We start from the raw sequence: 21,539 nt of genomic DNA, 5'->3' as shown, positions 1-21,539 counted from the left end.
TCATTTCAGTCAGTTAGAGTTTTGAGGTCTAAGCAACTGAATGGATTGGAGGCCTATCTATACCGCTGATTTGAGCAGAAGTTACCGGCAGCAAAACCGGCACAAACATGCTGGAACTGCGATATAAAGGAGAGACTGCATTCGTCTGATCCAGCAGCCCAAGTGTCGTCAGGCAGGCGGTCATGCTTGTTGCCATGACTGTCTCAGTTTCACAGCAACAACAGGATGATTTGTCAGAGATCATATGCTCCATGGCCGATACATTCTGCTCAGCCAGAGCGAGCCTTTGTGCTGCACTGTTAGACGCCATCTCACCCTGCATGCTCATGGCATAGGGCGTGGTGACGAACAGCGTCAATAATATGATCAGCACACGAAACATAGCTGCAACCTAAGTGCACATTACGGCAGTTTCAAGTTAAACTGTTGTAATCTCCCGCACACGACAGCGTGACAATTATGCGCACCAAGTTTTTCATTTCTTCCCAAAAAAGCGCTTGACCTCAACTTAACTTGAGGAAGTACTCGAGTGTCATCTCATCACAAGCGGGCTGAGGCTGTTCCCTCAAAATTAGCGCAATTTTGCGCTTTTGCCTCGCCTGACAAAACCGGAGTACTGACATGAGTGAACCCAAAGCCGCCTACCTTGTTGCCAGCAGCTTTATGCCAAAAGACCATGGCTCAATCGATGCATACGGCGAAAAAGCCGTTCCACTATTTGAAGCGGCAGGCGGGGAATGCATCATCTTTGGCGGACCCGATCAGCCTTTTGAACATCTGGAAGGCGTTTGGAACACAAACGCGCAACTGACGCTTTTCCGGTTCCCAAACATGGAAGCCCTCATGACGCTCTGGAACTCCCCTGAATATCAGGCAATCAAACATCTGCGCACAGACGTAATCCCACCAAACTTCACGATTGCTGTGGAGTCCAGCATCTAGATCACATCCCCCAAAAGGCATTAGGGCGCTCTGTCTCCTCAGGATACGGCAGAGCGCCTACCTTCACGCAAAGCGTGCTGTACGGGCAACAGACGTGTTTTATTTCGCAGAAACGCTGGGTTTAGCAGACAGGACCATGATCTGCCGATAGTCTTCAAAGATTGCTTCCTTGAGATTTTATTGATGTCTGTTGCACGCCCCATCCTATTTTATCAACTCAGCCTCACCAGCTTTCACTTTCCCCGTGCCATGCTGGGTGTACTGTTTCCCTACCTTGTAACTGTCTACCTTGCTGAGAGCCCAGAACGGGTGAGCTATGCAATGACGGCTTCGATGCTGCCCAACCTGTTTGTGCTGCTTTTTGCCGGAGCCGTTGCTGACCGCCTGAACAAACGCAAGCTGCTTGTTTTGCTGCACATCGCCAATGCGGTCCCCGTAATAACGTTGACCGTGCTGCTTCATCTCGGCTTTGTCGGGTTTGAAGGCCTGATCCTCTTTGCACTGCTCTCTGGCACCACACTGGCATTCGTTCAGCCTACGCTGGATGGCATGCTCAATCACATCTCATCCATGCACATCGGGCGCAGCGTAACGCTTTCCGTCGGTATGCTCTACCTCGTCACACTGGTGGGCTTTGCACTTGCCAGCAGTGTGGCGTGGGTTGGTGTTGCACCGCTGCTCGCCATCTCCAGCACGCTCTTTCTGGTTGGCATTACAACAAGCCTGCGTTTGCCAGACACGCCAGCACTTGCAGTACAAGACAGACCCAGCATCTTTAGCGAAATTCGTGAGGGACTGGCTTTGGTGCTGACTTCAAAAACTCTGAGATTGCCTGTGTTACTGATGAGTTCAGCCGGCCTCATCCTGGGTGGCCCCTATGCCGTTCTGGTGCCGCTTATGTTACGGGACACCTATCACGCCACAGGTTTTGACTTCGCATTTGCCTTCGCTGTTTTCATGGTTGGCGGCGCATGTTCCAGCGGCATACTCCTCAAACTGGGAGCAATCAGAAATCCAATCCCACTGCTTGTTGTGGGTTACAGCATGGGCGGCTTTGCACTGCTGTTTTGGGCGATATCTCCACCTTACTGGGCTTTTCTTGGCAGCATCTTCTTTTGGGGCGTTGGCGGTGGTATCTGCCTCAACATGAGCCGCACCATCTTGCAGGAACAGGCACCCTCAACCCACAAATCCCGCGTGCTCAGCGTCATGTATCTGGGTGACGAAGGCGGCGCTCCAATTGGCAGCCTGGTAACAGGAGCTCTGATCACCACTCTCAGCCTCTCCAGCGCTTCTGCTATTCCCGGCACTATGGTGCTCTTCATCTCCCTCCTCCTGTTACTTGCGCTAAGCGTGCAACGGAGTGAGGCAAAAGCAACACAGGAGACGGGACGCTGACAGGCAAGCGGTAAGTACCTTGACTTCCCGTGCAATCCGCATAGTCTCTGGGCCGATCAAAACGCGAGGAGATAAAGCGATGAACAAGAACAGGACAACCCACTCGACCTGCCCTGTTTCTGTGAAAGTTCATCACCATGCCTTTGTCTATCTCACTCAATCACCTGTCTTGGGCGCTTCCTGACGGTACGACCCTTTTTTCTGATCTCAATCTTCAGTTTGCTGCACATCTCACCGGCTTGATTGGCCGCAACGGCACAGGCAAAACAACCCTGCTGAACCTCATCAGCGGTGCGCTTACACCTGCGTCCGGTTCTGTCTCCGTGCAAGGTTCCATAAGCCTGCTAAAGCAGCGGCTGCAAAGCGGACCTCAGGAAACACTCGCAGATCTGTTTGGCATCACCAAAGCCCTGCATATTCTGCAAAAAGCAGAAGCCGGGACGGCCAGCATGGACGAACTAGCCCAAGCCGATTGGACGCTGGAAAGTCGTATGGAAGCAGCGCTTGCTCACATGGGGCTGGAAATCTCCGCTGACCATCCGCTTTCCACTCTCTCCGGCGGGCAGATCACACGCTGCAGGCTGGCGGCACTTCAGTTTCACGATTCTGACTTTCTCCTGCTGGATGAGCCAACCAACAATCTGGATGCGGATGGGCGAAACGCTCTTAGCACCTTCCTCGCCAAGTGGCGCAAGGGTGCAATCATCGTCAGCCATGACCGTGCCTTGCTGGAGCAAATGGACTGCATTGTAGAACTGACCACACTGGGTGCCTCCGTGTTTGGCGGCAACTACAGCTTCTACAAGGCGCAAAAAGCACAGGAACTGGCAGCCGCTGAGCAAGATCTGGCATCTGCTGAAAAACGCATTGGCGACCTGAACCGCAAAATCCAGAGTGTTGCCGAGCGCAAAGCCCGCAAGGATGGAGCTGGCCAACGCGCCCGCGCCAAGCGCGACCAGCCCAAAATCCTCCTCAACGCCATGCGCAACAAGGCTGAAAACAGCCTTGGAGAAAACGCCAATCTTGCATCTCGAATGCGCGAGGAGGCAGAGCAAAGTTCCAAAGCCGCCCGCGAGAAGATCGAAGTTCTGGAACAGCTGAGCATCAGCGTCGCTTCCTCTGGCATTGCGAACGGCCAACGGGTGCTGGCAGCCAACGGACTGAGTGTTGGCTATGACAAAAACCAGCCCTTGCTCCGCAATTTTTCACTCGTGATAACAGGACCAGAACGCATTGCCATTAAAGGCGCGAATGGGTCTGGCAAAACAACGCTGCTAAAGACGATAACGGGTAAGCTCCCGCCCCTATCCGGCACTTGTCAGCTTCACCCCTCTGCCCGCGTGCTGGACCAAAGTGTCAGCCTGTTGAACCCAGACCTGTCGGTGCTGGAAAACTTCCGCGTGTTGAACCCGAAGCAGGATGAAAACACCTGCCGTGCTATCCTCGCCCGTTTCCTTTTCCGCGGAGATGCCTCCACACAGCAGGTCCAAACCCTCAGCGGTGGCATGATGCTGCGCGCGGGCCTCGCCTGCGTCCTCGGCGCAGCCCAGCCCCCCAAACTGCTCATCCTGGACGAACCCACGAACCACCTGGATCTTACCGCCATTGAGGCCATAGAATCCGCCCTCACCACCTACAACGGCGCCCTCCTCATAGTCAGCCACGACACGGCATTTCTGGAGAAAGTTGGGGTGACGAGAGAGGTTGTGTTGGGGGAAACGGTGAGGGTGTGAAGGTGAAGCAAAAAGCGGAGGCTCATCACCTCCGCTCTCGAAACGCCTAGAACTTGTAACTCACTGAGCTTTTGAAGTTGACGCCCTTCTCAGGCGCGGCTCCATCAGCAAAGTAAGGGCGGTAGTTCTTGTTGAACATATTCTCAATGGAAGCACGGGCCTCCAATCCCTCAAAACGCCCCTCTTTTGGAGTCCATGTCAGAAACACATCATGGACCGCATAGCCTTTACTCGGGCTATAAAGGCTGGTGTAGTTGTCTGGCACCCGGTCCTGAGCATCAACAAAACGACCTTTCCAACCAAATGTGATATCCGCCTCTGGCACCTTGTAACCCAGGCTAACGATCAACTTTGTTGGAGCAACTTCAGACACATACTGGCCCGTCGTTGCATTGACATCTCTAAGCGTCCCATCATGTTTGCCCTGCATTCTGGAATACGCAATGCTGCCGAAGAACCGCTCACTGTCGTAATACAACTCGGCTTCAAAGCCCTGCGTATAGTAGCCAGCAAGATTGCCGTATGTTGGCGCAGGAGCGTCATAGTTTCTCGAGTTCTCACTCAACAATCGGTAGATGTTGTTGGAGACATCATTGCGGTAGATCGCCATACGACCCGTGACCGTGTCGTTCTGTATCAGCACATTCTTGAAGGTTGAAGCCACACCGATGCGTTTGGCAGAAACACGCTCATTTTGCAGTTGCGTTGCCGTCGCGCGGGAGCTGCCTACATCATAGAACTCATCAACCAGTGGGGCACGAAGCTTATAAGCATAGTCACCAAAGAGTTTGATGTTAGGTGTCAGAGAGTAAACCGCACTAATGCTTGGAGAGAATCCAAAGCGCTCTACTGTGCCGTAATCATGTCCTATTGTCGGATCGTTGTAAATCGACGCAAGGTTGGCTTCGCCTTTGGAGTGAATGTAGTCATAACGCAGCCCTGGCGTCAGCTCCAATCCAGCAAAGCCAATCGTGTATTCACCCCAAGCGGACCAAATTGTCTGCGTTCCACTCGGAATGTTATAAGGCTGCAAGTGCCCATCATTGTAATCAGGATTCCCGACATAACTCTTCTTAAAAGCCATACTGTCACGAATTTCATGACGCATTTGCACGCCATATTTCAGCGTATTTTCAAATTCACCCCAATTAAAAGCAGAGGTGTTTTGGAGGTCCAGCTTGTAAATGGAATAGTCTAGCGTGCTGTCATCACCACCAACATAAAGGCCTGCGCTGTAATCCGGATTAGAGATGGGAACCCGCCGCGTGTCATGTTGGGCTGTCTTTGAGTAAGAAGCCTTGAATGCCAAATCAATAAGATCGCTGTCTGGGTTGTATTCATAAGTCCCACTCAACGAAGTGTCCTTCATTTCGCGATCAACAGCCTGTGTTTTCAGGTATTCATCTAAAGACCCGTACTTGCTTAATGACGTTTGCTTAGGCTTGATCAAACCACGTCTGGCAGCCCAGGGCTTGAAATCGTCACTGTAAGAGTACATTCCGCTAAACTCGAAAAAATGATCTTCACGCTCCAGGTTTGCTTTGAAGTGGCCTGTCAACATGCTACCCGCAGAAAGAGTCAGATCTTCGTCATTCCCTGCAACTGAGTAGTCATCATTGGTGCGGTGTGTTCCGGCAACCAACACTTCAAAGCCTTGCTCCTCCGAGCGGGCAAAGGTGGCAGCTGATTTTACGAGTTCATTGCCGTTGGAAGCAAAGCCGACTTTCGCAAAAGCGCCATACGACTGGCCATCACGCAACATGTCCGAAGCGCTCTTAGTTGTCATCTCAACAGAGCCTCCGAATGCACCATACTTTTCGGCGGAAAAAGTACCCTTGGTGATATCGATGACCTTAAGCAGTTCAGGGTCGATAAAGACCGATCCCTGCTGGTACTTCTCAAAGGACTTTTGAGCGCCATCAATGGTGATTTCAATATCTTCAGTGTCGCCAAAACCCATAATGTTGATGGATTGCCCCAGAACGCGGCTGTTACCGATCAACTCAATACCAGGGAGGCTGGAGAGCAAGCCAGGAATCGTCGCAGACTGAGTGCGGTCAATCAGGTCACTTGTGATTTCGGACTGCGCAATAGTGTCTTTGTTGTCCGTAGACCCAGTCACCACGATTGGATCCAGCGCGTCTACGTCTTCGCTTTCTTTCGATTTATTGGATTGAGCTTGAGCAGATTGCACAGATAGCGAAAGGGCGCAGGCAACAAGCACAAAGGTGCTGCAAGCCTGCTCCGGCCTCGGAGAGAACTTCATTATTTTACCGATGTTTATAGAAAGAGGTATTGGCTTGCGGCTGCCCTCTACCTATAAAACATGAGTAATATAATCAAGTTTTATTTTTGGAGTTTTGGATAAATTTTTCTCATTAGTCGCAACTAGCAGAAATCGATTCTCGTACTACTGCGTTGCCTCGTACTCTTACGAAATCTGAAACCGACCAACTACCCCTAAGTCAAAGGTGCGTCACCTTCAGCGCCCCGCCCCAGCGGCTGTTGAGGTAGTTGGCGACGAGGGAGCGGTGGCATTGGTGGGGGAGGTGTTCGGAGCAGAGGAGGCAGGCGCCTTCAAACATATCTGCTTTGAACTTGCTCTCCACCTTGCGCTCAGAAAGCAACCCCATGAAGCGGTCTTTGAAGATAGTCCAGTCGCCCTTCTCTTTCTTGAAGGCTTTGAACATATCCTGATCCGGAGCCAGTAAGGGTTCGTGCTCGTAACCGATGCCGCCGATAGCTTCCAGAAAGAAGGCCAGATCATTGGACTTGGCAAAACCTGCCAGTTGAGAGGTGTTGTTGAGCCGTACATCAATCACCTTCTTCACACCCGCACTTTGCAAGCGGCCAAAGAAGTTCTCTGCTGTTGTTTTGGTGAAACCAATCGTGGTCAGGGTCATGTTAATCACTCTATCTCTCAGGCAAGCAACTCTGTTTTAGTTCATCAGCAACACGGGCGCCATGCTGGTGATCAAAAGCAGGGCCATGCTCCCATTCTCCTGCTTCCCCCAAATGCCTCACGGTTGGTTCGGGCGCATTTCAGCAGAACAGCGGGAGAGTTTAGCTTCCAAACTGCGCCTGAGCTTCTGACGCAATGAGGTCTCGGAACCATTTGTGGGCGGGGGAGGTTCGGTTGCGGATGTGCCAGATGGCATTGATGCCGACATCGACAACCGGCACCGGGCACTTGCAGGAGGCGAGGCCGGACTTTATGCCACCGCAGATCAGTTTGCGGGGCATGGTGGCAATCAGGTCTGTGCCTGGCAATGTCGCAGCAAGGGCGTTAAAGCTGGGGGCAGAATAAACCGTTTGGCGTTTGTGGCCCAACTCAGCCAATGCGCGGTCAATGAATGTCACTTCGTCAGCGGTTACCAGCATGTTGGCATGCGGTGCCGCGACATATTTTTCCAGCGTGTCCGGAGCATCTCGCGTTTTAGGATCGTAGAACACCACAAACTCATCATCAAACAGCGTTTGCGCAACAAATTCATGGGAGTCTGGTGGTGGCAGGGGGGTGAACAGCAGGTCGGCATCGCCATCCACCAGTGAGGCGACCTCGTGACGATGAGACAGGCGACAACGGAGAGTTACGCCAGGAGCCTCCTGCCGTAAGCGCTTGATTACTGAGGGGATCAGCAGGTTATGATCTTCATCACGGCAATCGATCACAAAGCGGTTGGTTGCGGTGGACGGATCAAACTTTGACGGTTCACCAATCAACGCCAGCGTTTGCAGCAGCTCTTCCACCATGGGCATCAGAGCATCCATACGCTCTGTCGGCACCACGTTGCGGCCTGCTTTGACGAACAGCGGGTCTCCCAAAAGACCGCGCACCCGCTCCAATCCATGGCTGACGGTGGACTGGTTTACGCCCATCATCTGCGCAGCCTGCGTCACTGATCCGCTTTCATGGATCAGCTTCAACATCATCAGGGCGCGGCCATCAAGACCTAAATAATTCATTTTCTGCATAGTTCTTATTGAATTAATGCATTTGTATTCATTAGGCCAGCCCCTCATGTATCGGCAGAACGCACACTCTCAATTTCAAAGGAACAAAATATGCAGGATAAGAGAGTTTCTGTCGCTGTTGCCTACCACTCTGGTTTTGGTCACACCGAAACGCTGGCGAAATCTGTCGTAAACGGCATCAATACGGTTGAAGACGCAGATGGTGTTTTGGTTGACGTGAATGGCTTGAATGACGATTTCACAGTTCTAAACAACGCCGATGCCATCATCTTCGGCTCGCCAACCTATCTGGGCTCTGTCAGCGGACCTTTTAAGATGTTCATGGATGCGACCGGTCAGATCTGGATGCACCGCGGCTGGCAGAACAAGCTGGCAGCGGGTTTTACTGTCTCAGCCTCCCCAGCAGGTGATAAGCAGAGCACGATCATCCAGATGTCTGTTTTTGCAGCTCAGCACGGCATGATCTGGGTGGGGGCGAATGATGCACCGGGCAACAACTCCAGCACCAGCACCGCGGATTCCATCAACCGCCTTGGCGCTTATCAGGGCATGATGGCGCAGGCCAATGTGGACGAAGGGCCGGAGGTCGCGCCACCAAACGCGGATCATCGCACCGCAGAGGCTTTTGGCAAGCGCATTGCAGAAGCTTCCCTGCGCTGGGGCAAGGCACCTGCTACCCAACCGCAAGAGTTGGAAGCAACAGCCTAAACACATTCGCAAAACGTAAAAGTCGGCCCTACCGCAACATTAAACGATGAGAGAAACTCATTGCAGAAAACGACTTTTGCAAAACTGGCCCCTCTTTGCCGAGGGGCCTTTTTCGTCAAGCAGCCTGAAAGTCGTGCAGGATGACATTGAAACCTTCATCAACGGTTGGCGCCTGAAAGTATTTGGTGAACTGCTCAAACTGAGCTTCGCTGACCGTAAACTGATGCTCGCCTGCCTCATTGCGCACCCAAAGGCGTTCCTTGCACACTTCATCAGGCACGGAGAGGTAATGCAGCTCGTGGGCGACATTAGCAGCCTCAAACAAGCTCTTCATCCACTTGCGATCCCGCATCGTATTGGCCTGAAAGTCCAACGCAACTGAAACACCGTGCTGCAGCAGGCCCACAATGTGCGGGCCAAGCGCTTTTTTCACGCGGGCAGAATACTTCACGTAGTCTTCCAACGTATTCAACTCATCGGGAAAGAGCGTCGCGTTCCAATGATCTTCGCTGATCAGCACCGCATGATGATCATTCACCAGATGCGTGAGAAGAGTGGATTTGCCGGAGGCAATCTTTCCGCACACCAGAAGCAGTTTTGTTTCCTGAGCAGTCATAATTACCTCCGTAAAAATCTATTCCAAAATTATAGATCTATCATACTCATATTCACCTCAGGTTGCACAATGTGACATAGCACCCCGAATCCATAAAAATCTTAGGCATTTCTGCCATTTATGCGAAGCCTTTACATGCATCACATCTCGCAAAATAAGTATTTACACATATTTATGAGTGAATAGATTTCCGTCAGAATGCCCGCCGCTGGCAAGTGAAGCATAAGGTGATAGCCCCCAATGCCAGCGGATACGGCTATCTTCCTTTGTCGAGGTACAAAAAACAATGGACGACGCTTCTGGTTGTCGACCGATCACCGGTGAGGTTCTGATCAGGGAGCCTTACCAATGATAGAGCTTCTCCTTGAGCCACAGGTTTGGCTAATCTTTCTGACCCTGTTTGGACTAGAGCTGATTTTGGGCGTTGATAACGTCGTCTTCATTTCGGTTCTGTGTGAGCGCCTTCCCGCACACCAACGCGCGATTGCCCGAAACCTTGGTATCGGACTGGCCGTGCTTGCCCGTGTGGGTCTTGTATTCTCCATCAGCTGGGTGATGTCCCTCACCTACTCGCTGTTTCAGGTCAGCACCGTTGATATCAGCGGTCGTGACCTGATCCTTATTGGCGGCGGCGCATTCCTGCTGGCCAAGAGCGTGGCAGAGTTGAAACACCTGTTGGTGGCGAGTGATACCGAGCACGCACCTCACCTGGCAAACGGCATGACAGTCGTGCTGCTGCAAATCGTGGCGATGGACGCCGTGTTCTCCATGGACTCGGTGATCACCGCTGTTGGTTTGACGGATGATTTGCCAATCATGGTCGCGGCAATTCTGGCATCTGCTGTTGTCATGGTGCTGACAGCTGGCGCAATCAACCAGCTCGTCACAAAGCACCCGGGCCTGAAAGCGCTGGCCCTGCTGTTCCTTATTCTGCTCGGTGGTCTTCTTATGGCTGAGGGCTTCGAGATTCACATCAACAAGGGCTATGTCTACTTTGCGATGGCCTTTGGTTTGCTGTTGGAGATCGTCCACATTCAGCTGAGCAAGAAGATAAAGGCTGTTCAGAAACGCCGGAAGTCCAACATCCGGTACCTGACCAAGCCTTCAAGGCCGGGCCGCGTGGAAAACAGGCAAGCAACCCGCTTCGGCAGTTTAGCGAACCTATAGGGTTTGATCAGCATTTCTGCATAGGCAGAGCAGGTGGAGACCGATACAGAGGGGATTAGCTGCTCTAATCTCTACAAGAATCGGATCTCTGTCTGTGCTGGAATTACTCGCGATTTGCTTTATCGGTCTGCTCGGCGGTGTCGCCGTTGGCCTGCAAGCACCTATGGGCGGTATTATGGGCCAACGCGTTGGCGGAGCTGCCGCCAGTGTCATCATTCATGCAGGCGGATTGATCGCTTCGCTTGCCCTGCTGTTTGCGCGTAAGGGTGAGCAGATCAGCGAGTGGCGCACCATCCCATGGTACATGCTGGCCAGTGGTGTCTTTGGCCTCATCCTCTATCTCACCATCACCCAGACCCTGCCAAAACTGGGCGCAACCTCTGCTGTGCTGCTCATCATCGTCGGGCAGTTAATGGCTGGCATGGTCATCGACCACTTCGGCCTCTTCAACCTCCCCATCCGCTCCATAGACCTCAGCCGCGCCCTCGCCGCCATGTTGTTAATCTCCGGCGCTTATTTGATGGTGCGGTAAGTCTCAGGAGCCTCAGAAATGCAGAAGGTCATTGTCACAGGAAGTTCCGGTCGCATTGGCAGCGAGATCGTCTTAGCTCTCAAACCATCTTATGATGTTATTGGCATAGATCGCGTCGCTGCATCAACAACAACACACATTGCTGACATTTCTGATGCAGACACTGTGCAGCGCCTCTGTCAGGGTGCGTTCGCGGTGATCCACTCAGCCGCTCTCCATGCACCGCATGTAGGCGTGTTCTCGGAGGATGAATTTCGCCGGATCAATGTAAAGGGTACAGTTGCGCTGGCTCGCATGGCGCGTGCGGAAGGTGTCCAGCGTTTCATTTTCACCAGCACCACAGCTCTTTACGGACAGGCCAACATGCTTGCAGACAAAGCAGCCTGGATCACAGAGCAGGTGGAACCACAGCCACGCACGATCTATCACCGCACCAAACTTGAAGCAGAAGACCGTTTGGCTCCACTGACAAACAGTGAGTTTAAGGTGAGAGCCCTGCGCATGTCACGATGTTTTCCGGAGGCTCCTGCTCTTATGGCAGCCTATCGTCTCCATCGCGGGATCGACAAACGGGACGTTGCCGCAGCGCACGTGGCTGCACTCACTGATGACGGAAAAGATTTTGACCGCTTCATCATCTCCGGTCAAACGCCCTTCCTGCCTGAAGATGCGGAGGAGTTGAAGATAGACGCGCCTGCCGTCATCGCCCGAAGGTCTCCCGCAATTGTAAAGCTGTTTCAATCACAAGGCTGGACATTTCCTAAGTCGATCGACCGTGTTTACGACTCCAGTTATGCGAAGCAAGCGCTGAACTGGGAGAGCAAGCACGACAGCTTCGATTTCGCTGCCATGCATAACGCTCTCTGATAAGCAGGGTCTTATTCCAGCACCTGCTCTGACCCGTTGGAAAGGTGATAGATGCAGCCTTGTTTGCGGGGGAGTTGCAGGAGTTCCAGTGTATTGAGCCCCATATAAAGCCCGCGCAGGATGATGGAGGTGATGCCGTGTGTGACAACAACGGCAGGCTCAGTCAGCTCCTCCAGAAAGTGCTGAACGCGACCTGAGATCGCCTCAAAGGTTTCACCCTGCGGGCTCTGAAAATGCCAGAGGCCGCTTTCGTAGTCATCTCCGACCAGATTTTTTACTTCCTGCTTGGTCAGCCCTTCCCAAGCGCCGAAGTTGATTTCTTTCAATCGATCATCCAGCTTCTGCTCAATCTCTGGCCCCAGTGCCAACTGCGCCGTGTGCACTGTGCGGGGTTGAGGGCTAACGAACGCAGTAGACGGCAGGGCTTCAACACCTGAGAGCAGCTTGTTTTGCAGCAGAGCTTGCTCTTTGCCCTTCTCCGTAAGTGGAGAATTCTGGTGCCCCTGAAATCTGCCCGCTACGTTCCATTCTGTTTGACCATGCCGAAGCACGAAAATTTCCGGGTATCTCGCCAAAAGACCATCCAACTCAATTCATATAAATCGAAGCTCCAGATATTGGCGGGAACCTGAAGGCGTGTCCAGCGCGTTTTGAGAGGGCTCAAGCCTTACGCAAGGCTAACTGTTAGGCTGAGCATATTCAGCTCTAGCTCACTGAAACTTCGTTTGATTTTGATTAAAAGCTGATATAGCACCTGTAAGTGTGCGTCCTACCCGCATGACGAGTGATACGAACAAGCGTGTAAGCAAAAATGACAAGTGACAGTGCAGCTCATATCGGCTCAATAGAAGCAGTCGCCACCACCGTAGCAATCATCGGCGGCAAGTGGAAACCGATCCTGCTCTACCATCTCGTAACCGGTTCCAAGCGTTTTTCCGAGTTGAAGAAACTAATGCCCGGCGCCTCCGACAGGATGCTCACCCGTTCTCTTCGAGAACTGGAAGAGCACTTCATCGTTCGCCGTGAGGTGTTTGCTGAAGTGCCCGTGCGCGTGGAATATTCGCTGACCAAGGACGGCCTTTCGCTTATTCCGGTTCTCAATGCCTTGAGCGATTGGGGGCAGGCCCGCAATGGCGTGGATGATGAGAGCGCTGAACCATCCTCCATCTTTGACGCATTGCTTCCAACATTTTCTGGGTAACCATATGAAGATTGCTTTTCTGGACCGCAGCACCATTGGACCAAGCGTCCGCATCTCAAAACCATCTTTCCCGCATGACTGGGTGGAGTATGACAACACCTCTCCTAAGGAAGTGCTGGAGAAGCTGCACGGGGTTCAGATCTGCATCACCAACAAGGTGCCTCTTTCAGCCGACGTGCTGAAGCAGTTGCCGGACCTGAAGCTGATCTGCATTGCGGCAACCGGTTATGACAAGGTGGACATCGCAACTTGTGACGAGCAGGGCATCGTGGTGTCCAACGTACGCGGTTACGCGGTCAACACCGTTCCGGAACATGCTTTCGCTCTCATCTTCGCTCTGCGTCGTTCGCTGGTGGGTTACCGTGAAGACGTGATCAACGGTGAATGGCAGAAGTCAGGCAAATTCTGCTTCTTCAACCACCCGATCAAAGATCTGTCCGGCTCGCGCCTGGGCATCATCGGATCAGGTACATTGGGCAAGGGCACCGCGCGGATCGGCGAAGCTCTGGGCATGGACGTTGTATTTGCCGAGCGCAAGGGAGCGACAGAGGTCCGCGTTGGCTACACTGCCTGGCAAGAGGTGATCACGACCAGCGATGTCATCTCCCTGCACACGCCGCTAACTCCAGAAACACGCGGTATCATCTCCACGCCTGAGTTCGAGGCGATGCCTCAAAAGCCAATCCTCATCAACACCTCTCGTGGCGGACTGGTGGATGAAGCTGCACTGGTTCAGGCGCTCGACAAGCAGCAAATCGCAGCAACGGGATTTGATGTGCTCACCACAGAACCACCGCAGGAGGATAATCCCCTGCTCAGCATTCTGGAGCGGCCAAACGTGATCGTAACCCCACATGTGGCCTGGGCTTCAGAAGAAGCCATGCAGGCCCTGTGGGATCAGCTGATCTCTCATATGGAAAGCTTCCAAAAGGGTACGCCAACCAACGCTGTTGGTCGTACAGGCAGTTAAAGCCCTTTAGCTGGCAGCAATAACAATACCGACGCCACCAAGGGCAACAAGCACGCACCCTGCCAGCTCAACCGGCGTAATCTTCTCACGGAAGAACATCCAGGATGCGGCCAGCGTAAACACCAGCTCAATCTGAGCTAGCGCGCGCACATACGCCACTTGCTGCAACGTCATTGCCGTAAACCAGCCGATGGACCCGGCAATGCCCGCAAGCCCGACCAGACCTGACAAGCGCCAGTTTCGTATTGCTGCACGTAACTCTGCAGGACACGTCACGGTCATCCAACTGCCCATGACAACGGTCTGAAAGGCCGTCACACACACCAGCGTGAATGCCGCCTGCAGCAAGAAGGAATCGGCTTCAACGGAGAGTGAAGCTGTGCGGTAGAACGCAGCCGATGCCCCAAAGAATGCAGCTGACGCCAAGCCAATCAACGCTGGCTTACCAACCAGCGTAGACAGCACCATAGAACCCGATGGACGTTGCTTGCCAAAGCTGATGAACAACACGCCGATGATCCCCAACGCAATCGCGCCCATGCCGAGCGGTGTTAATTGCTCTCCCAGTAAGATGAAGCCAAACAACGCAGCCTGAACCGGTTCTGTTTTGGAATACGCCGTGCCGACCGCAAAATTCCGATAGGAGAACAGGTGCACGAGCAAGAAGGTGGCAATAATCTGCGCTAAGCCGCCAAATGCGGCAGCCCAGTAGAAGGTGGTTCCCACGTCAGGAACAGACTCTCCAGTTATCTTGAGGATCACCGCAAGATAAAGCACTGCGATGGGGAAACCAAAGCCAAAACGGATAAACGTGGCTCCGGTGGTTCCGATTTTACCTTTTAGGTGCTTTTGCAGCGCTGAACGCAAGTTCTGGCTAAACGCCGCTGCAATGGTGATCGGAATCCAAAGTTCCATTTTGATATATCCTCAACCCAACACATCCAGCATAAGGGACAGGGGCCTATAGACTCCATAGGTTTCTTGAGGCTGAACAGTCCGCAAACTCACTTACTATTGAGAAATATAGAACAATTATTCGGGTCATATTTTAGTGTGAAATATCATTTTTATCAAATAAAGATAGTTTTTACTTTCTAAATATGCTCCATTGAAGCCGGGGGGATATTCGGATGAAGCTTGTTGTTTTAACGTTCTCGAATTTTATTGCATCCATTGCTATGGGGATCGCGCTAACCGTCGTCCCCTGGGAACTATCGGAGACGCTTGGTGGTGAGAAAGTTCTCGCCTTCACAGCAACCTATGCCACTGCTTTACTGATCTTTCTGGCACCGGTCTCCGGCAGAGTGGTGGACAGATTTTCACGACGTTCAACCCTGATGGTTTGCATCGTGATGATGGCGATTGTCTTACAGATTGCATCCGTCGCCTATGGCAATTCATTTCTTAAAGTCGCCAGTTTGAGTGTGTTCTACTTCGCCTCGCAGGTTTTCTTTCTGTTTTTTTACAACGCTCTGACAGCCTTCATTCAGGAAGTTTTTGCGGAAGATGAGCGCGGAAAAGTAAACGGCTGGATGCAAGTGGAGATGCAGGTTTCCAGTTTTGTCGTGGGCTTGCTGATGATTTATGCCGTCAAGAGCAGCGACTTCCAGTTCCTGCTGCAACTGAACGGCGGCCTGATGCTTCTCTCCGCAATTCTGCTGTGCTTCATTCCATACACGCAGCAAGCAAGGCCAGCCCGCGCACGCGTCTCGCGCGCCGTTTTCCGCAGTATCCTCAAACGAAAGGACTTGGTACTGCTTGGGGTTTGCGCCAACATTACATTCGTTACCGTCATGATGCTCAACATTGTGCACCCCATTTATCTAAGCAGTGTGCTCAAACTGGATGTCTCAGCCCTTGCAAAACTCTCCATCTCCTATGGCTTAGGCGCAGCACTCTCCGGCTTCCTCATCAGCCGGATCGTTTCCACCGGATCCGCCATAATGATCATGCGCGCCTGCCTGGCGATTTTCAGTCTTGCACTGCTCACAATCAGCCTGTTTCCGAACTTCCCGACTATTGTGATTTGCGCGGGGCTCCTTGGCGCAATGGGATCAGCTGAGCGTGTTGCCTTCAACACCTACATTATGAGCATGGTTGAAAAAGATATTTTTGGCAGCTACCTCTCCGTCATCAGCTCCCTGACCTACATCCAGCGAACCCTCTTCGGCTTCCTGCTCTCCCTGCTCATCGTGGGGTTCCCCGCAGCAAACTACTACTGGTTCGTCTTCGCCATCAGTTGCTTCGGGCTTCTCTTGCTGCAACTACACGCAGTACTTGCTTCTACACAAATGCTGGAACTCAGCGAGGTTGAAGCTTAAGCTTTCACCGTGTAAGCCTCCAACTTTTGCTGGACGCTCCGTTTGATGTCGTCTGGAGCAAAACTGGCTCTGATAGCCAATTGAGAGCTTGTGATCAGGTCTTGCTCAGTCCAGTTGAGAGCTTTCTGCACACGCTCATATTCTTGAGTAAGGGAAACATTGGTGGTCGCCCGGGCATCTGTATTGAGGCTGAGTTTAACACCTGCATCTTTCAACTGCGCGAGGCTGTGGTCCTTCAACCGTGGGAAGATCCCCGTCTGAATATTGCAGCTGGGGCAGACCTCCAAATGGATGTCATCCTTTATCAAACGTTCCAAAACCCGAGAATCTTCAACCGAACGCACCCCATGCCCGATACGGCTGACGGAAAGCTTGTCCAATGTTTCCAGCACGCTGTCAGCCCCACGTGCTTCGCCCGCATGCGCGATTGTATTCAGCCCCAGCGTGTTGGCCCGGCGGAAGGCATTGGTATGTTCATCAAGGGGAAAGTTGGCCTCATCCGCCGCCAGGTCTAACGCCACAACACCTTGCGTTTGATAACGTGCAACGAGGTCTGCGACCTCAAAGCTTTGCTCTTCGTTGAAGTGGCGTAGAGTGCAAAGAATCAGGCGGCAATAGATCTCCTCACGTTCACTACTTTCAAACATCTGGCCAAGAATTGTCTCCACGACCTCTTCCGTTCTCAGACCAATACGGGTGTGCAAGTGCGGTGCGAAGCGGATTTCTGCATAAACAACGTGGTCTGCAGCCAACTGGCGGATCATTCCGTCAACACCGATTTGCAGAGCAAACTTTGTTTGCAACAACACCAAAGCGGGGTCAATGCACGTAAGAAACTGCAAGAGGTCTGTGCATTTTTCCGGTGCAATGAAAGCCTCCTGATAATCCTCAAAACTCATACCAGGCTTCAAACGAGCGGCAGTCCCAAAATCCAAGCTGCAATCAATATGCGTATGTAGCTCCACCTTGGGCATGGAAAGCAAGTTGCTGCTCATTTCAGAGCCTCCGTCAGCATCTGCCAGAACACGGTTCTGTTTGCAGTTTGCGCTACTCTCGTTGTTTTTGGTGTGTCCTGGCAATGCCTGTCATTCAGGATAGTCAACCCTCTGGCAGGACCGTCCTGACAAACCACACTCACCGCATAAGGCTTTGCCTCCGTGATCACATAAGGATTGATGGCAGCGGCCAATGCGATAGGGTCTGGCAGATCAAAACCATTCACGCCTGATGTGGAGGCGCAGAATACGCGAAGCACCTTTTGCGAATGAACCGCAACCCGAGCTTTCGCAGTATCAAGAGCGAGCAGTTCCTCAGCTTCTTGATCAGAAACACTCGCATATTTCCGAGAGATATCCCACCCAATCATGACCTTAGGAATAGGCGAGCGAAACACAATATCTGCGGCTTCCGGGTCAGCCCAGATATTGTATTCTGAGACCGGCGTAACATTGCCGTAGCAATCACCAGTACCACCCATGATGGTCAACTTGGCGATATTGCTCGCAAAATCAGGATCCAGCTTCAGAGCAAGTGCAATGTTGGTCAGCGGGCCAAGCGTGACAACCTCCAGCTCTCCTTTATTCATACGAGCTGCTTCCACCAGAGCAACCGCTGCAGGAACACCAGATAAGTTAGGCGTTCCCAGATCCAATCCGATATCTCCCATACCATCTTCACCATGGATGTACTGAGCAGTCTTAAGCGGTCTTAACAACGGGCTGGCGACGCCTTCATGAATGACGGTCTCAAACTCACACAGTCGCGCAGTATAGGAGGCATTGCGAGAGGACAGGTGCACCGGCACGTTGCCAGCAACCGTGCTAATTCCTGCAATCTTTTCAGGCACCAAGGACATGACAATCATCAGCGCAACCGCATCATCCGATGCTGTATCAGTATCAATCCAGAGTTTATTCAAAATTGCCTCCTATACTTTCTTAGTTGAGTATTAGGCTGCTATAATCCTCTTGATAATCGAATATTTAGGATTCTGACTTGAGTGATAGGAAAGTAAACTTACTGGGCCGCCTCCCCTCTCTCAGAGCTTTTGAGGCGACAGTGAGATGCGGAAACATAGCAGCAGCGGCGGACGAACTGTGCGTGACGGAAGGTGCTGTCAGCAAACACATCAAAGCACTGGAAGCCGAGTTGGGAACGAAGTTGTTCACCCGCGTTTCGCGCCGCAACCTATCGACACCAGCCGGAGAAAAGTTGTTTCAGGAAACACGGAGCGCCTTTGCTTTACTGAGACAGGCCGAGCAGAGTTTTTCTCATGATCTGGCAAGCAAACCTTTCGTACTAGCGGCCCCCTCTACCAGTTTGCTGCGCGTGATCATCCCGAATGCCCATCTCATTCAAGAAGCCATTGGCGACCGTCCGTTGCAGTTCGTGGCAGATGACACTCATCGCGGCACCGTCGATGCCTCTTATTCCCTTAGCCTACGCATTGAGGAAGTACCCGATGTGCCCAATACGCTTCTGAAGCTTGCTGATGAAGAGTTTGGTCTAGTGATCTCTCCTTTGCTTCTTTCACCAGAGACACATAACCCTGCTTGCGCCCTTACGCGCTACAACCGACTGATCTCAAAAGACAGACCACACATCTGGGAAAGTTGGGCGGAAGAAAGCGGCGTTTCGCTGGAGCCAGCCGACAACACAATCTACTTCGACGAGATGTACCTTGTCCTTCAGGGAGCCGAAGCTAGCCTCGGCCCCACAATCGCACCCCGACCTCTTGTTACAGAAGCTATTGAGAACAACCGCCTTTATGCCCCCTTCGGTTTTCACCAACGCAAAGGCGCTTATTTCGTCATTGCCCCGCTGGAGACCGAGCTGGACCCAGACTTTCATCGTGTGGGAAGCGTTTTACAGGGGATGTTCGCGCTGGCTTGATAGCGCCGAAGTCAGTCCCCCCGCGGATACCGCTGGCTTTCTTCCAAGACATTCAGGTCCATGTGGTTGCGCATGTAGCGTTCGGAGGCTTTTTGCAGGGGCTGGTAATCCCAAGGGTAATGTCCACCCTGACGAAGCGCTTCATAAACGACCCACCTGCGCGCCTGACTGGCACGGACATCCTCATCAAAACGTTCCAGGTCCCAACGCGCAGCGGCTTTTGTACGGAACTCGTCTGCGAACCTTTGATATTCGGGGCTTTGAGCCAGATTGTGAAGCTCATGCGGGTCAGCTTCCAGATCAAAGAGCTGATCTTCATCCAACAGGCATTTGTTGAACTTCCAACGGCCTTCTCGCAGTGACACCATAGGTGCATAAGAAGCTTCTGCAGCATATTCCATCGCAACGGGAGAGGTGCGCGTTCCCCCCTGACCCAGTCCAACCAGCGTTTCTCCAGTGGTCCACGGCATCACCTCTGCCATACTGATGCCAGCCAGATCACACAGCGTCGGGCACACATCAATGTTGCTGACGGGTGTCGTGACCAACCCAGCCTCCATTTGCGGAGCTGAAATCATCAGCGGCACACGTGCTGACCCTTCGAAGAACGACATCTTGAACCACAAACCGCGCTCACCCAGCATATCGCCATGGTCTGAGACAAACAGGATGATCGCTTCTTGCCTCGTGCTCTCCAACGCAGTCATCACCTCACCGATTTTATCGTCGATATACGAGATATTCGCAAAATAAGCGCGGCGAGATCGGCGGATGTCTTCCTCTTTGATATCAAAGGAACGCCAGTCATTGGCATCAAAGATACGCTTTGAATGCGCATCGTGCTCCTCGTAAGGCATTGCAGGAACCTCTGGCAGAAGATGCTCACATTCCTCATAGAGATCCCAATATTTCTTCCGTGCCACATAAGGATCATGCGGATGAGTGAATGATACCGTCAGGCACCATGGCCGCTCATCATTGCCCCGCGCCAGATCATAGACCTTACGCGTGGCGTTGTACGCGACCTCATCATCATATTCCAGCTGATTGGTAATCTCGGCGGTGCCAGATCCAGTCACAGACCCCATGTTGTGATACCACCAGTCAATCCGCTCACCAGGCTTGCGATAGTCAGGCGTCCAACCAAAGTCAGGCGGATAAACATCTGTGGTCAGCCGCTCTTCAAATCCATGAAGCTGATCGGGGCCAACAAAGTGCATCTTACCCGATAAACAGGTCTGATACCCTGCCCGGCGCAGGTGATGCGCATACGTCGGCAAGGAGGATGCAAACTCTGCCGCATTATCATAAACACCAGTCGCACTTGGCAACTGACCTGACATAAACGAGGCCCGCCCCGGCGCACACAGCGGAGACGCCGTATAGGCATTCTTGAAGCGTGTCGAACGCTCCGCCAGCTTCTTAAGGTTCGGCGCATGCAGCCAATCAGCCGGACCATCAGGAAACAGAGTTCCGTTCAACTGATCGACCATAAATATCAGAATGTTTGGTTTGCTCATTGGGTACCGGCTGAAATCTGGTGAGAAGGAGTGACCTGCACGCTCAATCACCTGCGCTCTGGCATCATCGCAAAGCGCAAGAACTGAAACGCGAGTCAGTAATACCCCCTATGCATACAACGTCAGTCAGACGATGAATACGGGAAACGTTGGTAAGCTGCAGCGACAACAGGGGTTTTCCAAGGCACTCAACTTTCCTGTCTTTTTCTCTGCCAAGGTCCATGGTATTGCCATAGTCCTCTGACTATTCAGCGCATTCCATGTTTGAGAGTTGACCGACAGCTGCATGCCGTTTCGTGTTGTGACATTGCTGAGATCTGCCCTGCTCACGTGCATCACTCTGATGCTCGTGTTTTCTGTCATGGGCCGGCCAACGCCCTCGCATGATCTGGGTGCTCTGGCACAAACCACCTATCAGCAGCATGTGGTTGCGGACACGCATGATCAGGAAGCAGGCCACAGCCACGACGCGTTTGAAGATGACCTGCAAATCTCCGGACATCTGCACGGACATAATTCTGCTGATCATTCTCATGAAGCACCAGCTGAAGCACATTTCACGCGTCCTGTGATTTCTGCTGAGGTTGGCAAGCATGTAGCGCAGCCCGTCAAAAGCTTGCGATATGACCTAGCTTCAAGGCTGGAGCGCCCTCCCCGACCATTCCTTCTGTAGCACCAATCCTATAAACTACAGATG

At 52.5% G+C, this 21,539-nt stretch carries 22 protein-coding genes; 12 read left to right on the top strand and 10 right to left on the bottom strand.

All coding sequences use genetic code 11. The features are described 5' to 3' along the window. Nucleotides 1–28: 28 nt before the first annotated feature. The gene (locus PsAD26_RS10295; RefSeq protein ID WP_063310311.1) at nt 29–382 is read right to left on the bottom strand and encodes a hypothetical protein; all 354 of its coding nucleotides are present in this window, start codon (nt 380–382) and stop codon (nt 29–31) included. A gap of 239 nt (nt 383–621) precedes the next feature. On the opposite strand from PsAD26_RS10295, the gene PsAD26_RS10290 reads away from it, so the two are divergent. From PsAD26_RS10290 to PsAD26_RS10280, 3 genes are all read left to right on the top strand, one after another. Beyond that, complete coding sequence (locus tag PsAD26_RS10290; RefSeq protein ID WP_063310310.1) at nt 622–942, top strand: DUF1330 domain-containing protein; 321 nt, start codon at nt 622–624, stop codon at nt 940–942. A gap of 183 nt (nt 943–1,125) precedes the next feature. Beyond that, on the top strand, nt 1,126–2,340 hold the full coding sequence (locus PsAD26_RS10285; protein ID WP_063310309.1) for an MFS transporter: 1,215 nt from the start codon (nt 1,126–1,128) through the stop codon (nt 2,338–2,340). A gap of 137 nt (nt 2,341–2,477) precedes the next feature. After that, nucleotides 2,478–4,073: an ABC-F family ATP-binding cassette domain-containing protein gene (locus tag PsAD26_RS10280; RefSeq protein ID WP_063310308.1), complete on the top strand. Its 1,596-nt coding sequence runs from the start codon at nt 2,478–2,480 to the stop codon at nt 4,071–4,073. Between the two features lie 46 nt (nt 4,074–4,119). On the opposite strand, the gene PsAD26_RS10275 is transcribed toward PsAD26_RS10280, so the two are convergent. The 3 genes from PsAD26_RS10275 to PsAD26_RS10265 form a co-directional block, all read right to left on the bottom strand. Next, nucleotides 4,120–6,339, bottom strand: a complete 2,220-nt coding sequence (locus PsAD26_RS10275) for a TonB-dependent receptor (protein ID WP_063310307.1) — start codon at nt 6,337–6,339, stop codon at nt 4,120–4,122. Between the two features lie 199 nt (nt 6,340–6,538). Further along, nucleotides 6,539–6,976, bottom strand: coding sequence for a DUF488 domain-containing protein (locus PsAD26_RS10270; RefSeq protein ID WP_063310306.1), 438 nt, complete (start codon nt 6,974–6,976; stop codon nt 6,539–6,541). 160 nt (nt 6,977–7,136) lie between these two features. After that, the gene (locus PsAD26_RS10265) at nt 7,137–8,039 is read right to left on the bottom strand and encodes a LysR family transcriptional regulator (RefSeq protein ID WP_208985616.1); all 903 of its coding nucleotides are present in this window, start codon (nt 8,037–8,039) and stop codon (nt 7,137–7,139) included. 99 nt (nt 8,040–8,138) lie between these two features. On the opposite strand from PsAD26_RS10265, the gene PsAD26_RS10260 reads away from it, so the two are divergent. Next, nucleotides 8,139–8,756, top strand: coding sequence for a flavodoxin family protein (locus PsAD26_RS10260; RefSeq protein WP_063310304.1), 618 nt, complete (start codon nt 8,139–8,141; stop codon nt 8,754–8,756). A gap of 115 nt (nt 8,757–8,871) precedes the next feature. Here PsAD26_RS10260 and PsAD26_RS10255 read toward each other — a convergent pair whose 3' ends face one another. Further along, entirely contained in the window at nt 8,872–9,372 is a 501-nt protein-coding gene (locus PsAD26_RS10255; RefSeq protein WP_063292951.1) for an ATP-binding protein, read from the bottom strand. A gap of 348 nt (nt 9,373–9,720) precedes the next feature. On the opposite strand from PsAD26_RS10255, the gene PsAD26_RS10250 reads away from it, so the two are divergent. The 3 genes from PsAD26_RS10250 to PsAD26_RS10240 all read left to right on the top strand — a co-directional run bounded on the left by PsAD26_RS10250 (nt 9,721) and on the right by PsAD26_RS10240 (nt 11,938). Further along, complete coding sequence (locus PsAD26_RS10250; RefSeq protein WP_063310303.1) at nt 9,721–10,539, top strand: TerC family protein; 819 nt, start codon at nt 9,721–9,723, stop codon at nt 10,537–10,539. Between the two features lie 94 nt (nt 10,540–10,633). Then, on the top strand, nt 10,634–11,071 hold the full coding sequence (locus PsAD26_RS10245; RefSeq protein WP_082596634.1) for a DMT family transporter: 438 nt from the start codon (nt 10,634–10,636) through the stop codon (nt 11,069–11,071). 18 nt (nt 11,072–11,089) lie between these two features. Next, nucleotides 11,090–11,938 carry an NAD(P)-dependent oxidoreductase gene (locus PsAD26_RS10240; protein WP_063310302.1) on the top strand — a complete coding sequence of 283 codons (849 nt, stop codon included), beginning with the start codon at nt 11,090–11,092 and terminating at the stop codon, nt 11,936–11,938. Between the two features lie 11 nt (nt 11,939–11,949). On the opposite strand, the gene PsAD26_RS10235 is transcribed toward PsAD26_RS10240, so the two are convergent. Continuing rightward, nucleotides 11,950–12,489, bottom strand: a complete 540-nt coding sequence (locus PsAD26_RS10235) for a histidine phosphatase family protein (protein WP_208985615.1) — start codon at nt 12,487–12,489, stop codon at nt 11,950–11,952. 260 nt (nt 12,490–12,749) lie between these two features. Between PsAD26_RS10235 and PsAD26_RS10230 the strand changes: the two genes are divergently transcribed. Together PsAD26_RS10230 and PsAD26_RS10225 are read left to right on the top strand one after the other, a co-directional pair. Next, nucleotides 12,750–13,139 (top strand): helix-turn-helix domain-containing protein, encoded by a 390-nt coding sequence (locus PsAD26_RS10230; RefSeq protein WP_057462073.1) that lies wholly within the window; start codon nt 12,750–12,752, stop codon nt 13,137–13,139. 4 nt (nt 13,140–13,143) lie between these two features. Beyond that, nucleotides 13,144–14,109 (top strand): D-2-hydroxyacid dehydrogenase, encoded by a 966-nt coding sequence (locus tag PsAD26_RS10225; protein WP_063310301.1) that lies wholly within the window; start codon nt 13,144–13,146, stop codon nt 14,107–14,109. Nucleotides 14,110–14,115: 6 nt separating this feature from the next. On the opposite strand, the gene PsAD26_RS10220 is transcribed toward PsAD26_RS10225, so the two are convergent. After that, nucleotides 14,116–15,024: a DMT family transporter gene (locus tag PsAD26_RS10220; RefSeq protein ID WP_063310300.1), complete on the bottom strand. Its 909-nt coding sequence runs from the start codon at nt 15,022–15,024 to the stop codon at nt 14,116–14,118. Between the two features lie 215 nt (nt 15,025–15,239). On the opposite strand from PsAD26_RS10220, the gene PsAD26_RS10215 reads away from it, so the two are divergent. Then, entirely contained in the window at nt 15,240–16,430 is a 1,191-nt protein-coding gene (locus PsAD26_RS10215) for an MFS transporter (protein WP_063310299.1), read from the top strand. Here PsAD26_RS10215 and add read toward each other — a convergent pair. Further along, nucleotides 16,427–17,425, bottom strand: a complete 999-nt coding sequence (add, locus tag PsAD26_RS10210) for an adenosine deaminase (RefSeq protein WP_063310298.1) — start codon at nt 17,423–17,425, stop codon at nt 16,427–16,429. The genes PsAD26_RS10215 and add overlap by 4 nt on opposite strands. Beyond that, on the bottom strand, nt 17,422–18,348 hold the full coding sequence (locus PsAD26_RS10205) for a nucleoside hydrolase (RefSeq protein ID WP_063310297.1): 927 nt from the start codon (nt 18,346–18,348) through the stop codon (nt 17,422–17,424). Before PsAD26_RS10205 ends, add begins: the two co-directional genes overlap by 4 nt. A gap of 77 nt (nt 18,349–18,425) precedes the next feature. Here PsAD26_RS10205 and PsAD26_RS10200 point away from each other — a divergent pair, with 77 nt between their 5' ends. Beyond that, nucleotides 18,426–19,322 (top strand): LysR family transcriptional regulator, encoded by an 897-nt coding sequence (locus PsAD26_RS10200; protein ID WP_063310296.1) that lies wholly within the window; start codon nt 18,426–18,428, stop codon nt 19,320–19,322. An 11-nt stretch (nt 19,323–19,333) separates the two neighbouring features. Here PsAD26_RS10200 and betC read toward each other — a convergent pair whose 3' ends face one another. Further along, entirely contained in the window at nt 19,334–20,842 is a 1,509-nt protein-coding gene (betC, locus tag PsAD26_RS10195) for a choline-sulfatase (RefSeq protein WP_063310295.1), read from the bottom strand. 286 nt (nt 20,843–21,128) lie between these two features. On the opposite strand from betC, the gene PsAD26_RS10190 reads away from it, so the two are divergent. Beyond that, nucleotides 21,129–21,515 (top strand): hypothetical protein, encoded by a 387-nt coding sequence (locus PsAD26_RS10190; protein WP_208981766.1) that lies wholly within the window; start codon nt 21,129–21,131, stop codon nt 21,513–21,515. Nucleotides 21,516–21,539: the final 24 nt, after the last annotated feature.

The sequence above is a fragment of the Pseudovibrio sp. Ad26 genome, from assembly GCF_001623285.1.
Lineage (GTDB): Bacteria > Pseudomonadota > Alphaproteobacteria > Rhizobiales > Stappiaceae > Pseudovibrio > Pseudovibrio ascidiaceicola.
The sequence above is the reverse complement of the archived record's forward strand: the minus strand, read 5'-3'. Positions and strand labels throughout refer to the sequence as shown.

Bases quoted from the DNA above. Each gene is read 5' to 3' on its own strand.
- PsAD26_RS10295 (WP_063310311.1), bottom strand. From the start codon at position 382: ATGTTTCGTGTGCTGATCATATTATTGACGCTGTTCGTCACCACGCCC.
- PsAD26_RS10290 (WP_063310310.1), top strand. From the start codon at position 622: ATGAGTGAACCCAAAGCCGCCTACCTTGTTGCCAGCAGCTTTATGCCA.
- PsAD26_RS10285 (WP_063310309.1), top strand. From the start codon at position 1,126: ATGTCTGTTGCACGCCCCATCCTATTTTATCAACTCAGCCTCACCAGC.
- PsAD26_RS10280 (WP_063310308.1), top strand. From the start codon at position 2,478: ATGCCTTTGTCTATCTCACTCAATCACCTGTCTTGGGCGCTTCCTGAC.
- PsAD26_RS10275 (WP_063310307.1), bottom strand. From the start codon at position 6,339: ATGAAGTTCTCTCCGAGGCCGGAGCAGGCTTGCAGCACCTTTGTGCTT.
- PsAD26_RS10270 (WP_063310306.1), bottom strand. From the start codon at position 6,976: ATGACCCTGACCACGATTGGTTTCACCAAAACAACAGCAGAGAACTTC.
- PsAD26_RS10265 (WP_208985616.1), bottom strand. From the start codon at position 8,039: ATGAATTATTTAGGTCTTGATGGCCGCGCCCTGATGATGTTGAAGCTG.
- PsAD26_RS10260 (WP_063310304.1), top strand. From the start codon at position 8,139: ATGCAGGATAAGAGAGTTTCTGTCGCTGTTGCCTACCACTCTGGTTTT.
- PsAD26_RS10255 (WP_063292951.1), bottom strand. From the start codon at position 9,372: ATGACTGCTCAGGAAACAAAACTGCTTCTGGTGTGCGGAAAGATTGCC.
- PsAD26_RS10250 (WP_063310303.1), top strand. From the start codon at position 9,721: ATGATAGAGCTTCTCCTTGAGCCACAGGTTTGGCTAATCTTTCTGACC.
- PsAD26_RS10240 (WP_063310302.1), top strand. From the start codon at position 11,090: ATGCAGAAGGTCATTGTCACAGGAAGTTCCGGTCGCATTGGCAGCGAG.
- PsAD26_RS10230 (WP_057462073.1), top strand. From the start codon at position 12,750: ATGACAAGTGACAGTGCAGCTCATATCGGCTCAATAGAAGCAGTCGCC.
- PsAD26_RS10225 (WP_063310301.1), top strand. From the start codon at position 13,144: ATGAAGATTGCTTTTCTGGACCGCAGCACCATTGGACCAAGCGTCCGC.
- PsAD26_RS10220 (WP_063310300.1), bottom strand. From the start codon at position 15,024: ATGGAACTTTGGATTCCGATCACCATTGCAGCGGCGTTTAGCCAGAAC.
- PsAD26_RS10215 (WP_063310299.1), top strand. From the start codon at position 15,240: ATGAAGCTTGTTGTTTTAACGTTCTCGAATTTTATTGCATCCATTGCT.
- add (WP_063310298.1), bottom strand. From the start codon at position 17,425: ATGAGCAGCAACTTGCTTTCCATGCCCAAGGTGGAGCTACATACGCAT.
- betC (WP_063310295.1), bottom strand. From the start codon at position 20,842: ATGAGCAAACCAAACATTCTGATATTTATGGTCGATCAGTTGAACGGA.
- PsAD26_RS10190 (WP_208981766.1), top strand. From the start codon at position 21,129: ATGCCGTTTCGTGTTGTGACATTGCTGAGATCTGCCCTGCTCACGTGC.